The 13,221-nt window shown below is 76.8% G+C and carries 8 protein-coding genes; 5 read left to right on the forward strand and 3 right to left on the reverse strand.

Annotation, left to right across the window (positions count from 1 at the left end; genetic code table 11):
- Window positions 1-105: 105 nt before the first annotated feature.
- Window positions 106-2,796: a helix-turn-helix transcriptional regulator gene (locus tag WCD58_RS22025; RefSeq protein ID WP_337705223.1), complete on the forward strand. Its 2,691-nt coding sequence runs from the start codon at window positions 106-108 to the stop codon at window positions 2,794-2,796.
- Window positions 2,797-2,804: 8 nt separating this feature from the next.
- Here WCD58_RS22025 and WCD58_RS22030 read toward each other — a convergent pair whose 3' ends face one another.
- Entirely contained in the window at window positions 2,805-4,202 is a 1,398-nt protein-coding gene (locus tag WCD58_RS22030; RefSeq protein WP_337705224.1) for an NAD(P)H-quinone dehydrogenase, read from the reverse strand.
- Window positions 4,203-4,326: 124 nt separating this feature from the next.
- Here WCD58_RS22030 and WCD58_RS22035 point away from each other — a divergent pair, with 124 nt between their 5' ends.
- Window positions 4,327-4,797, forward strand: a complete 471-nt coding sequence (locus WCD58_RS22035; RefSeq protein WP_337705225.1) for a gamma-glutamylcyclotransferase family protein — start codon at window positions 4,327-4,329, stop codon at window positions 4,795-4,797.
- Between the two features lie 55 nt (window positions 4,798-4,852).
- On the opposite strand, the gene WCD58_RS22040 is transcribed toward WCD58_RS22035, so the two are convergent.
- Entirely contained in the window at window positions 4,853-7,576 is a 2,724-nt protein-coding gene (locus WCD58_RS22040) for a Tex family protein (RefSeq protein WP_373696265.1), read from the reverse strand.
- 103 nt (window positions 7,577-7,679) lie between these two features.
- Entirely contained in the window at window positions 7,680-8,900 is a 1,221-nt protein-coding gene (locus tag WCD58_RS22045; protein ID WP_337705226.1) for an amidohydrolase, read from the reverse strand.
- A gap of 287 nt (window positions 8,901-9,187) precedes the next feature.
- Here WCD58_RS22045 and WCD58_RS33710 point away from each other — a divergent pair, with 287 nt between their 5' ends.
- From WCD58_RS33710 to WCD58_RS22060, 3 genes are read left to right on the forward strand one after another with little or no spacing between them, the layout of a single operon-like run.
- Window positions 9,188-11,905 carry a serine/threonine-protein kinase gene (locus WCD58_RS33710; RefSeq protein ID WP_373696262.1) on the forward strand — a complete coding sequence of 906 codons (2,718 nt, stop codon included), beginning with the start codon at window positions 9,188-9,190 and terminating at the stop codon, window positions 11,903-11,905.
- Window positions 11,902-12,735 carry a purine-nucleoside phosphorylase gene (locus tag WCD58_RS22055; RefSeq protein WP_337705227.1) on the forward strand — a complete coding sequence of 278 codons (834 nt, stop codon included), beginning with the start codon at window positions 11,902-11,904 and terminating at the stop codon, window positions 12,733-12,735. Before WCD58_RS33710 ends, WCD58_RS22055 begins: the two co-directional genes overlap by 4 nt.
- A complete protein-coding gene (locus WCD58_RS22060) occupies window positions 12,732-13,199 on the forward strand; it encodes a flavodoxin family protein (RefSeq protein WP_337705228.1) in 468 nt (155 codons plus the stop codon). The genes WCD58_RS22055 and WCD58_RS22060 overlap by 4 nt, the downstream gene beginning before the upstream one ends.
- Window positions 13,200-13,221: the final 22 nt, after the last annotated feature.

Here is a 13,221-nt window from a genome sequence, read left to right on the forward strand (position 1 = left end):
CCGGGGACCGTCCGGGCGACGAGATCCAGCTTCCGGACGCGCGGAGGCGCCTGCCCCAGGCAGATCCCCTAGTCCTGGCGGGCCGAACGGGCGACGATCGATCCCGTGGGGGGCACGGGGACGGTCGGGCGCAGCGACGAGCTCGCGCGGCTCGGCGCGCTGGCCGAACGGGTGCGCGGCGGCACCGCGACCGTCGTGCTGCTCGACGGCGCCCCCGGGGTCGGCAAGTCCGACCTCGTCGACCGGTTCGCCGCCGGCCACGGCGACTTCACGCTCGTGCGCACCCGCGCCCCGGCCGGCGGCACCGCCCCGCCGGGCGCCGTGCTCGCGCGCTGCCTCGCGGCGGCGGGCTGGACACCGGGCGACGGCGACGTGCCGCTGCTGCTCGGCACCGCGCTGCTCGCCGCGCTGGAGGACCTCGACCGCCGGGGGCCCGTCCTGTTCGTCGTCGACGATCTCGACCGCGCCGACCCCGAGTCGCTCGGGGTGCTGCGGCTGCTGCTGCGCCGGCTGACCCCGCTGCGCGTGCTCGCCGTGCTGACCGGCCGCGACCGCCCCGACGGCTGGCTCGACCTCGCCGGCGCCGGCGGCGGCTGGGGTGACGACGCCGTCCGCCTGCACCTGACCGGGCTCACCGTCGCCGACGTCGACGACCTCACCCGCGCGGCCGGGCGCACCGGCACGGCGTGGTCGGTGCGGCGCCTCCACGAGGAGACCGCGGGCAACCCGCTGCACGTCCGCGCGGTGCTCGCGGAGTCGGACCTGCCGGACCGCTACCGGCTGGGCCGCCCCCGCCCGCCCGGCACCCTGACCGCGGCGCTGCGGGCCCGGCTCGACGCCCTCCCCGATGCGCCCCGCCGGGTGCTCGAGGCGATGGCGGTGCTCGCCGAGCCCGCCTCGACGCCCGCGCTCACCGCGCTGGCGGGCCCCGACGCGCCGGGCTGCGGCGAGGCGCTCGTCGACGCAGGGCTCGCGGTGCGGCAGGCCGACGAGACCGGCGAGCACCTCGCGTTCCCCTCCCCCGTGCTGCGCGACGCCGTCTACGCGGGCACCCCCGCCGACCGTCGGCGCGCGCTGCACCGCGCCGCCGCCGACCTCACCGGCGGGAGCGCGCGCTGGCGTCACCTCGTGGGCGCCACCGACGGCCCGGACCGCGAGCTCGCCGACGGGCTGGACGCCGCCGCGGCCGAGGCGATCGAGCGCGGCGAGCTGGTGCCCGCCGCCGAGTACCTGGAGTGGGCCTGCGAGTGCAGCGACGACGACCGCCTCGCCGGCCGGCGGCTGATCGACGCGGTCCGCCTGCTCGTCTACGCCGCCCGCGAGGGCGACGCGCTGCAGCACGCCGAGGCGATCGAGTGCCTGCCCGACTCGGCGGCCCGCTCCGAGATCCGCGGGCTGCTCGCGTTCGCCCGCGACGAGGTGGCCTCGGCGCGGGACCTGCTGCTCGTCGCGCGCGACGAGGCCGCCGCCGAGGGCGGCGGCGAGCTCGCCGGGCGCATCGACGTCGAGCTCGCCTACGTGCACTCCCACCTCGCCAGCGGCGAGGCCGCCACGGCCGCGGCGACCCGGGCCCTGCGCGACCACCCCGACCTGCCCCGCCTGTGCGACGTCGCGCGCGCCTTCCTCGCCGCCGGCACGGCGCTCACCGACGGCGCGCCCGCGGGCCTGGAGCCGCTGGCGTTCCTCCCCGCGCGCCCCGTCGACGCGACACCGCCCCAGCTCCCGGCGCTGATCCAGCGCGGCATCCTCTCGGGCCTGCTCGGCCGCCTCGACCCCGCCGTCGCCGACCTCACGGTCGCCGCCCGCCGCCGCTCACCGTTCACGCGCTTCCTCGGCATGGCGGCCGACCTGCACCTCGTGTGGTGCCACTACCTGCTCGGCGAGTGGGACGCGGCCGGCCGGGGCCTCGAGATCGCGGTCGCGGGCGCCGACCAGTACGGCCGCAGCTTCGACCACGCCGCCCTGCGGTCGCTGTCGGCGATCCTGCACGCCGGGCGCGGCGAGGAGGCGGCGGCGCGGGCAGATCTCGCGGCGGCCACCGAGTGCGCCGAGGCCGCCGACTTCCTCGGCCCGCGCGTCCACCTGGCCATCGCCCGGGGCGCCATCGCGCAGGCCGCGGGACGCCCCGCCGACGTCGTCGCCGCCCTCACCCCGCTGACGCCCGGGGCCATCGAGGCCGACCGCGTGCGCCTGCTGTCGGGCTGGTGGCTCCCGGCGATCGCCGACAGCCAGATCGACCTCGGGTGGTGGGACGAGGCGCAGCGCACGATCGACCAGCTCGCGCGGGTGCCGGCGCGGGGCAGCTGCCTGCCGGTGGCGCGCGCGTGGGTGGGCGGGCGCCTCGCCGCGGCGCGCGGGGACATCGCGCTGGCCTGCCGCCTGTTCGAGGACGGGCTCGCGATGCCGGCCGAGGGCGGCGAGCCCGCGTGGTACCGCGCGCGGCTGCGGCACGCCTACGGGTGCCTGATGCTGCGCGTGGGCGAGCACGCGGTCGGCCAGGCCGTGCTCGCCCAGGCCTGCCGCACCTTCGCCCGCCTCGGCGCCCGGCCGTTCCTCGACCGCGCCCGCGCCGACGGGGAGGTCGCCCTCGACGACGACGCGCGCTGGACCGACGCCCTGTCGGACCGCGAGCGCGAGATCGCCGGCCTCGTCGGGCGCGGGTGGACCAACCCCGAGATCGCCGCCGAGCTGTTCGTGTCGGCGAAGACCGTCGAGTACCACCTGCGCAACGTCTACGGGAAGCTCGGCATCCGGGGCCGCCGCGCGCTGCGGGATCGGGTGCAGCTCGGGGCCTAGTCCAGCCGTCAGTCGAGGTCGTCGTGCTGCATGAGGCGCCGGCCCGCCTCGGTGACCGACCCGGACAGCGACGGGTAGATCGAGAACGTGTGGGCGAGGTCGCCGACGGTGAGGTTGTTCTGCACCGCCATGGCCAGCGGCAGGATCAGCTCGCTGGCCACCGGGGCGACGACCACGCCGCCGATGACGACGCCCGTCGCCGGCCGACAGAAGATCTTGACGAAGCCCTCGTGGAGCCCCGACATCTTCGCGCGCGGGTTCGTGCCCAGCGGCATGATCACCTCGCGGGCGGAGAACTCGCCGCTCTCGACCTGGGCGTGGCTGATGCCGACCGTCGCCACCTCGGGTCGTGTGAACACCGCCGAGGCGACCGTCTTGAGGCGCAGCGGCGCGACGCCCTCGCCGAGCGCGTGCCACATCGCGATGCGGCCCTGCATCGCGGCCACCGAAGCCAGCGGGAGCAGCCCGGTGCAGTCGCCGGCCGCGTAGACGCCGGGCACGTCGGTGCGCGAGACGCGGTCGACGGTGATGTGCCCGCTGTCGCGCAGCGTCAGGCCGATGTTGGCGGCGCCGAGGTCGTCGGTGTTGGGCACCGAGCCGACGGTCATCAGGGCGTGCGAGCCCTCGACCTCGCGGCCGTCGGTGAGCGTGACGCGCACGCCGTCGGCGGTGGCGACGACCTTGTCGGCGCGCGAGCGCGGCTCGATCCTCACGCCGCGCTCGGTGAAGACCTCCTCCAGCGTCGTCGCGGCGTCGGGGTCCTCGTGGGGCAGCACGCGGTCACGGCTGGAGATCAGCGTGACCTGGACGCCCAGCTCGGCGTACGCCGACACGAACTCGGCACCGGTGACGCCGGACCCGACGACGATCAGGTGCTCGGGCAGCGTCTCGAGGTCGTAGATCTGGCGCCAGGTGAGGATCCGCTTCCCGTCGGGCTGGGCGTCGGGCAGCACGCGCGGGGAGGCGCCGGTCGCGATCAGGGCGACGTCGGCGGTGACCGTCTCGGTGGCGCCGTCCGGGTAGGCGATGCAGATGTCGTGGGTGGCGCTGGTCCGGTCGCTCTCCTCGAACCACGCGCGCGCCTTCACCACCCGCACCCCGGCGGCCTGCAGCGTCGCATGGACGTCCGCCGACTGGGCGAGGGCGAGCCCACGAACACGGCCGTTCACGCGCGGCAGGTCGACCCGCGGGTCGTCGACGTCGACGCCCATCTCCGCGGTGCGCCGGAACCCGGCCCGCACGCCGGCCGAGGCGATGAAGGTCTTCGACGGGACGCAGTCGTACGCCACGCAGTTGCCGCCGAGGCTGTCCTGCTCGACGACCGTGACGTCGGCCTCGTGCTGGGCGGCGACCAGCGCCGCCTCGTACCCCGCCGGTCCTCCGCCGAGGATGACGATGCGGGTCATGGTGGTGGTTCCCTCCTGTGGCGTCACCCTGCATGGTCCACGACCGCGATGACGTGCGCGCACCGATCGTGTTCCGCTCACCGGTGCGGGCCCGCGCGCGCCTCTCCTGGCTACCCTGTCGCCCGTGCCGCTCTACGCCGCGTACGGATCCAACATGGAGCCCGCGCAGATGATGCAACGGGCGCCCCACTCGCCCATGTCGGGCACGGGCTGGCTCGAGGGCTGGCGCCTGACCTTCGGGGGCGAGGACTTCGGTCTCGAGGGCGCCCTCTCCACCGTGGTCGAGGACCCGTCGTCACGGGTCTTCGTGGTGCTCTACGACGTCAGCCCCCTCGACGTCGACCAGCTCGACCGCTGGGAGGGCGGCGAGCTGGGGATGCACAAGAAGCTGCGCCTGCGCATCCAGACGATGGACGGCCCGCAGCTGGCGTGGGTCTACGTGCTCGACGCCTACGAGGGCGGCCTGCCCTCGGCGCGCTACATCGGCGTGCTCTCCGACGCGGCCGAGGCCGCGGGCGCCCCGGACGACTACGTGCAGGCGCTGCGCGAGCGCCCCTGCCGCTCCGTCGGCCCCGGGCCCGGCTCGGAGCTGTAGCCCGCGGCGAACCCGTGTCCTCGGGACACGGGTCGCCGCCGGAGGAGTCGGGTCCTCAGCTCTTGTACCCGGCGCGACGCAGGGCCTCGGCCATCGCGTCGTTGGTGGGGGCGGGACGCCGGTCGCGGTTGCCCTGGCCCCCGCGGTTGCCCTGGCCGCCGCGACCCTGACCGCCCTGACCGCCCTGGCCCCCGCGCTCACCCTGACCACGGCCGCCGTCCTGCGGGCGCCCGCCCTGGCGGCCGCCACGGCCACCCTGGCGGCCGTCGCCCTGGCGACCGTCACCCTGACGCCCGTCCTGCTGGCGCCCGTCCTGGCCCTGACCGCCCTGACCGCCGCCGCGACCCCGCCCGCCGCGGCCGCGGCCACCCTGGCCACGACCACTCTCGCGCTCGGCGGGCTGTGTCGCGGTGCCGCCGGCCTCCGGGGCCGTCGCCGCGGTCTCGGGCGCTGCCGCCGGCGCCTCTCCCTGAGGACGGGGGCCACCCTGGCCGCCGCGACCCCGACCGCCGCGCCCGCGACCGCCCCGGCCGCCGCCGCGCCCGCCCTCGGGCCGGGTCTCGGCGGCGGCGGTCTCCTCCTCGTCGATGCGCAGCGTCAGCGAGATCCGCTTGCGCTCGACGTCGACGTCGAGGACCCGCACGCGCACGACGTCGCCCGGCCCGACGACCGCGCGGGGGTCGGAGACGTAGTCCTTGGACATCGCCGAGATGTGGACGAGCCCGTCCTGGTGCACGCCCACGTCGACGAATGCGCCGAACGCGGCGACGTTGGTGACCTGGCCCTCGAGCACCATGCCCGGCGTCAGGTCGGTGATCTGCTCGACGCCCTCGGCGAACTCGGCGGTGGTGAACTCGGGGCGCGGGTCGCGGCCCGGCTTGTCGAGCTCGGCGATGATGTCGAGCACCGTCGGGCGCCCGAAGCGCTCGTCGGTGAAGGCGTCGGGGTCGAGCCCGGAGAGCAGCGCGGTGTTGCCGACGAGGCCCTCGACGTCGGTGTGGGTGGACTCCACGATCCGGTGCACCACCGGGTACGACTCGGGGTGCACCGCCGAGCGGTCGAGCGGGTCGTCGGCACCGGGGACGCGCAGGAAGCCCGCGCTCTGCTCGAACGCCTTGGCGCCCAGGCGGGGCACCTCGCGCAGCGCCGTGCGGGACGCGAACGGGCCGTGCTCGTCGCGGTAGCCGACGATCGTCGTCGCCAGCCCCGCGCTGATGCCCGACACGCGGCGCAGCAGCGGCGCCGAGGCGGTGTTGACGTCGACGCCGACCGCGTTCACGCAGTCCTCGACGACGGCGTCGAGCGAGCGGGACAGCGCCGTCCCGGCGATGTCGTGCTGGTACTGGCCGACCCCGATCGACTTGGGGTCGATCTTGACGAGCTCGGCGAGCGGGTCCTGCAGGCGCCGCGCGATCGACACCGCGCCGCGCAGGGAGACGTCGAGGTCGGGAAGCTCGGCGGAGGCCTGCTCGGACGCGGAGTACACCGACGCGCCGGCCTCCGACACGACCGCCGCGGTGAGCCCGAGCTCCGGCTCGCGGGCGATGAGGTCGCGCACCAGGGCGTGGGTCTCGCGCGAGGCGGTGCCGTTGCCGATGGCGACGAGCTCGACGCCGTGCTCGCGCGCCAGCTCGCCGATCCGCGTGCGCGACGCCTCCCACTGCCGGCGCGGCACGTGCGGGTGGATGGTGTCGGTGGCGACGACCTTGCCGGTGCCGTCGATCACCGCGACCTTCACGCCGGTGCGCAGGCCGGGGTCCAGCCCCATGGTCGGGCGCGCGCCGGCGGGGGCGGCGAGCAGGAGGTCGCGCAGGTTGCCGGCGAACACCAGCACCGCGCCCTCCTCGGCGACCTCGCGCAGGCGCACCCGCAGGTCGACGATCAGGCGCGACAGGATGCGCGTGCGCCAGGCCCAGCGCACGGCCTCGCCCAGCCAGCGGTCGGCGGGACGGCCCCGGTCGGCGACGCCCACCGCGCTCGCGATGCGGGCGAGGTAGACGTCGTTGATCGCGGTCTCGTCGTCGTCGGCGGCCAGCGGGTCGAGCGTGAGCGCGAGCACCTCCTCGGTCTCGCCGCGCAGGACGGCGAGGATCCGGTGGGAGGGCAGGCGGGTGAACTTCTCGTCGAAGGCCCCGTAGTCGGAGAACTTCGCCGCGTCCTTGTCGCCCTCGCCGCCGCGCCCGTCGCGGTAGGTCGCGGTGAGCCGCCCGCGGCGCCACATCTGGTCGCGCAGCTCGCCGACGAGGTCGGCGTCCTCGGCCCAGCGCTCGACGAGGATCGCGCGGGCCCCTTCGAGGGCGGCGTCGCGGTCGGGCACGCCCTTGTCCGGGTCGACGTAGGAGCCGGCGGCGGTGCGCGGGATGTGCGTCGGGTCGGTGAGCAGCGCGTCGGCCAGCGGCTCGAGCCCCGCCTCGCGCGCGATCGCCGCCTTGGTGCGCCGCTTGGGCTTGTAGGGCAGGTAGACGTCCTCGAGGCGGCTCTTGGTCTCCGCTCCGAGGATGCGCGCCTCGAGCTCGGCGTCGAGCTTGTCCTGCGAGCGCACCGACTCGAGCACGGCGGTGCGGCGTTCCTCGAGCTCGCGCAGGTAGGTCAGGCGCTCCTCGAGGGTGCGCAGCTGGGCGTCGTCGAGCCCGCCCGTCGCCTCCTTGCGGTAGCGCGCGACGAACGGGACGGTCGCCCCACCGTCGAGCAGCTCGACCGCCGCCGACACCCGGTGCTCCACGACGCCGAGCTCGTCGGCGATGCGGCGGGTGACAGGGGGCAGCACAGGGGTCGACACACTTCCCTCGGCAGGAGGGACGTCCGTGGCGGTCACCGTCGCATCGCTCACGGACGCCATCGTGCCCGACCGCTCGTCGGCCGCGCCAAGCAGATGCGGGTGATCAGCCGCCGAGGGAGGCGAGTGCCGCGTGGACCAGGGTCCGCACACCGACGGGCAGGGCGCGCTCGTCGAGGTCGAACGTGGGCTGGTGGATGTCGGACATCTCCCCGACGCCCGACCACACGCCGAGCCGGCCCATCGCGCCGGGCACGTGCTCGAGGTACCAGCCGAAGTCCTCGCCGCCGCTGGACTGCTCGGTGCCGACGGCCGCCGCGGGGCCGTTCGCCTTCTCCGCGGCGCGGGCCAGCAGGTCCGCGGACACCGCGTCGTTCACCACCGGCGGGACGCCGCGACGGTGCTCGAGCACGTAGCCGACGCCGGTGGGCGCGAGCAGCGCGGTGACCAGCGAGCGCACCAGCGGCTCGAGCTCGTTCCACGTCGCGTGCTCGGCGGTGCGCAGGGTGCCCGCGAGCATCCCCTGCTGGGGCACCGCGTTCGCGGCGTGACCGGCCTGCACGGCGCCCCAGACGAGCACGGTGCCCGAGCGGGGGTCCACCCGGCGGGAGAGCAGGTCGGGCAGCCCGGTGATGACGGTGCCGAGCGCGTGCACGAGGTCGGCGGTGAGGTGCGGGCGCGAGGTGTGGCCGCCGGGCGAGGTGAGGCGCAGCTCGAGCATGTCGCACGCCGAGGTGATCGCCCCGGTGCGCGTGCCGACCTTGCCGACCTCGAGGCGCGGGTCGCAGTGCAGCGCGAAGATGCGGTCGACGCCGTCGAGCCCGTCGGCGGCGATGACGTCGAGCGCGCCGCCGGGCTGCACCTCCTCGGCGGGCTGGAAGACCAGCCGCACCCGGCCGGGCAGCGAGGGCGCGGACGCCAGCGCGAGGCCGGCGCCGAGGAGCATCGCCGTGTGCGCGTCGTGACCGCACATGTGGGCGACGCCGGGCACGCGCGAGGTGTAGGAGGCGTCGGTGTGCTCGGTGAGCGGCAGGGCGTCGAGGTCGGCACGCAGGGCCACCGTGCGGGGCTCCTGCCCGATGTCGCAGATCAGGCCGGTGCCGGGCAGCAGCCGGGGCTGCAGGCCCGCGGCGGTGAGGACCTCGGCGCAGAGCCGGGTGGTCTCGAACTCGCGGCGGGCCAGCTCGGGCCGGGCGTGCAGCGACCGACGCCAGCTGACGACGTCGTCGGCGTGCGCAGCGAGCCACCGGTCGATCCACTCCGGTCCGTTGCCGGCGCCGAGGTCGACCACGGGGGCCGACGCAGGGCGGGGCGCCGCCAGAGTCATCGAACACACCTCCCGTGTCGGGCCCGTGGCAGGTCCGACTGTCCGGACCAGCATGCCTGCGCCGGACGGCGGTTGTGAGCGATCGAGTCGCCTCGGCGCCGAGGGGTCGCGATCGCGCTGTCGGCGGCGACCTGTGTCACCCACCGCCCCGACGAGCGGGCGGTCTGCGCAGGTCACCGGCGTGCCGGGCCGCTGCCCGGCGCTTGCTGGCCGTCCAGCGCAGCTGATCTGACACGGGGTACCCCGGGGGCGCCCCGCCCAACGGTCGACGTTGCCATGATGGTCGGGTGAGCCCCGCACCCCCCGACGCCGCCGGCCCACGCCGGATCGTCGGTCGCTACCGCCTCGAGCACGAGCTCGGCCGCGGCGCCATGGGCACGGTGTGGTCGGCGTACGACGAGGTCCTGCACCGCCCGGTCGCGGTGAAGGAGGTGCGGCTGTCCTCGGTGCCGGTGAACGAGCGCGCCATCGTCCGCGAGCGCACGCTGCGCGAGGCGCGCGCGACCGCGATGCTCAGCCACCCGAACGTCGTCACCCTCTACGACGTCGTCGAGGTCGCCTCCGAGCCCTACGTCGTCATGGAGCTGCTGCCCTCGCGCTCCCTCGCGAGCTACATCGGCGAGCGGGGCCGGCTGACCCAGCCCGAGGCCGCGGAGATCGGGTCGGCGGTGGCCTCGGCGCTCACCACGGCACATCGGGCCGGCATCACCCACCGTGACGTCAAGCCCGGCAACGTCCTCATCGGCGAGAACGGGCAGATCAAGCTCACCGACTTCGGCATCGCCCGCAACGCCGCCGAGCAGTCGATGACCCAGACCGGCACGGTCCTCGGGTCGCCGCCCTACATCGCGCCCGAGGTGGCGATGGGGCGCGCCGTCGGGCCGGCCGCCGACCTCTGGGGGCTCGGCGCCACCCTCTTCGCCTGCCTCGAGGGGCGGCCGCCGTACGACGCGGGCGACCCGGTGGGCACGGTCACCGAGGTCGTGCACGGCGACGTGCCGGTGCCCGCGGGCCGCGGGCCGGTCGTGGACGTGATCCGCGGGCTCATGGTCAAGGACCCGGCGATGCGCATGCCGCTGGCGGCCGTGCGCCGGCGCCTGCGCCCGCTGCTGTCCGACCCCGAGGGGCCGGTGCTCTCGACGTCGTCGGCGCCGCGCACCGCGGCGATCCGCGTGCCCCGCCCGGGTCCGGCGAGCGACCAGGCCGGGCTGATCCCGGCGCCGTCCCCGGCCTCGTCGCCCTCGTCCTCCCGGGGCCCGACGGGCACGCTCGCCGACGGCGACGCGGCGGCTCCCGCTGCTCCCGCTGCCGACCAGCCGGGGAGGCCGCGCCCGTCGCCCGCGCCGCGGACCGGTCCCGAGGTGCCGGCGGCCGAGGCGCCCGCGAAGGAGACCGAGGAGGCCGGGGCCGCGCCCGCCGAGGAGGACGCCGGGTCGCCGGAGGTCTCGGTGGTCGCCGCGCCGGAGAAGGACGACGACGCGTCCCCGGCCGCCGGGGTCGCCGCGGCGGGGGCCGTCGCGGCGGCGGCCGCCGTCGCCGCGTCCGACGGCGACGCGGACGAGGAGCCCGCCGCCGAGGACGCGCAGGAGGCCGCCGAGGAGCCGGCGGGCGAGGCGGACGACAAGGCCGGCGGGGCCGAGGACGACGAGCCCGAGGCCGCGGCCGAGGAGGAGGCCGGCGCGGAGGAGTCCGCCGCCGGGGACGAGGCCGAGGAGAAGCCCGCGACCGGGGAGTCCGCGACGGCGGACGCCGAGCCGGCCGCCGAGGCGGACGAGAAGACCGGCGACGAGGCCGAGGACGAGGCCGCCGAGGAGCCCGCGGGCGAGCCGGTCGCCGAGGCGGCCGACGAGCCCGCCGCCGCGTCGTCCGAGGCCGTCGAGAAGGACGACGAGACCGCCGACGAGACCGCCGACGAGAAGCCCGACCGGGCCGCGGACGCGGCCGACGAGCCCGACGAGCCGGCGGGCGAGAAGCCGGACACCGAGGAGAAGCCCGACACCGGGTCGAACGGCAACGGCAACGGCAACGGGCACGGGCCGACCGCTCCGAAGACGCCGGCCCCCGCCGCGCGCGTCCCCCCGCCGCCGTCGGACGCCGAGACGACGATGGTCGGGCCGCGGGTGTCGACGTCCGAGGACGTCACGCGCACCGTGCGGCGCCCTCCCCTGCCGCCGCGCACCGGGCCGGCCCCCGCCGCGCGCTGGACCCCGCCGGGCGGCGCGCCGGCGCCCGGGTGGCGTCCCGCGCCCCCGCGGCCCCAGACGCAGGGCATGAACACCCCGGGCCCGGGGCAGCTGGCGTCGGACCCCGGTCCCCTGCCCTTCACGCCGACCCCGAAGCCGCCGGCGCCGCGCCGGTCGCCGTGGACGGTGGCCGCGGTGGTGGCGCTCCTGGTGCTGATGGCCGCGATCGGGGCCGTCGGCGCCTACGCGCTGACCCGCTCGCTGGCCGGCCAGGGCGCCACGACGACGATGCTGACGCCGTCGGGACCGGAGGTGGCGGGCGCGGTCCTCATCGCCCACGCCGACACCGACGAGCGCTACAGCGGCACCGGGCTCGGGTTCAGCGCGCTCGTGCCCGCCGGCTGGCAGCAGTTCCGGCTCGAGCAGGCCGGCGGGGACATCACGGTGCGCTTCGTGTCGCCGGACGCGAACCGCGAGCTGCGGGTCGACCGCGTCGCCGGCTTCTACCCGTCGCAGCGGGCCGCCGACTACCTCGCGCTGCTCGCCCGCCCGGCCGGCCTGGGCGTCGACGGCAGCACGGTCGGGCCGGTCGAGAACGTCGGCCCGGCCGCTCCGGGCGCGGAGCCGCCGCAGCAGGTCGTCTACCGCACGACCTCGGGGCCGGACGACCGCACGACGTGGGCGCGGCTGGTGCCGTCGGGCAGCGACCTCTGGGTGGTCCGGCTGACCGCGCCGAGCGCCGACCCGGTGGGCGCGCCCGAGCAGTTCCGCGCCGTCGCCGACAGCTTCGCCGTCCCGCCGCCCGAGGCGGCCCCGCGGTGACGATCACCGAACCGCCCGAGCCGCTCCCCCCGTCGCCCGAGGAGGCGGCCGCCGAGCTGGCGAAGCGCACCGGCGCGCTCACCCACGACGTCGCCGTCGTCCTGGGCTCGGGCTGGCGCCCTGCGGCGGACGCGTTCGGGGAGCCCGTCGCCGAGATCCCGTTCACCGACCTGCCCGGGTTCGCCCCGCCCGGCGCCCCCGACCACGCCGGGGTGGCGCGCTCGGTGGACGTCGGCGGGCACCGCGTGCTCGTGATGCTCGGGCGCACGCACCTCTACGAGGGGCACGGGCCCGCCCAGGTCGTGCACCCGGTGCGCACCGCGTGCGCCGCGGGCGCCCGCACCGTCGTGCTGACCAACGCCGCCGGCGGCATCGACCCGTCGTACGCGGTGGGCCAGGCGGTGCTGGTCGCCGACCACCTGAACCTGACCGCGACGTCACCGCTGGTCGGACCCGCGTTCGTCGACCTCACCGACGCCTACGACCCGGGGCTGCGCGCGCTCGCCCGCCGGATCGACCCCGACCTGCCCGAGGGCGTCTACGCCGGGCTGCGGGGCCCGCACTTCGAGACGCCCGCCGAGATCCGCATGCTGCGCACGCTCGGCGCCGACCTGGTGGGCATGTCCACCGTGCTCGAGACGATCGCCGCGCGGGCCGCCGGGGCGCGCGTCGCGGGGGTGGCGCTGGTCAGCAACCCGGCCGCGGGCACCACCGAGGACGCCATCGACCACCTCGCGGTCATCGACGCCGTGCACGCCGCCGCGGCGCGCACCGGCGAGCTGCTGCACCGGCTCGTCGCGGCCGCCCTGGAGGAGACGCCGGCCCCGTGACCCGGCTGCTGGTGGTGCACCACACGCCGTCGCCGACGCTGCACGAGCTGCTCGGCGCGGTGCTCGACGGCGCGGGCACCAAGGAGATCGAGGCCGACGTCGAGGTGATCAGCCGCCCGGCCCTCACCGCCGGCGCCGCCGACGCCCTGGACTGCGACGGCATCGTGCTCGGGACGCCGGCGAACATCGGCACGATGTCCGGGGCGCTCAAGCACTTCTTCGACCAGGTCTACTACCCCTGCCTCGACCAGACCGCCGGCCGGCCCTTCGGGCTCTACGTGCACGGCGGCTCCGACACCGCCGGCGCGGTCCGCGACATCCTGAGGATCACGGGTGCGCTGGGGTGGGAGCAGGCGGCGGAGGTCGTCACGTCCACCGGCGGGATCGGGCCCGCCGAGCGCGAGGCGGCGTGGGAGCTCGGCGCCACGGTCGCGCTCCGGGCGGTGGAGAGGGTCACCGGCTAGCAAGATCCTGGTTCGCGGAGCG

This window comes from Actinomycetospora flava (assembly GCF_037400335.1).
Taxonomy (GTDB): domain Bacteria; phylum Actinomycetota; class Actinomycetes; order Mycobacteriales; family Pseudonocardiaceae; genus Actinomycetospora; species Actinomycetospora flava.

Bases quoted from the DNA above. Each gene is read 5' to 3' on its own strand.
- WCD58_RS22030 (WP_337705224.1), bottom strand. From the start codon at position 4,202: ATGACCCGCATCGTCATCCTCGGCGGAGGACCGGCGGGGTACGAGGCG.
- WCD58_RS22045 (WP_337705226.1), bottom strand. From the start codon at position 8,900: ATGACTCTGGCGGCGCCCCGCCCTGCGTCGGCCCCCGTGGTCGACCTC.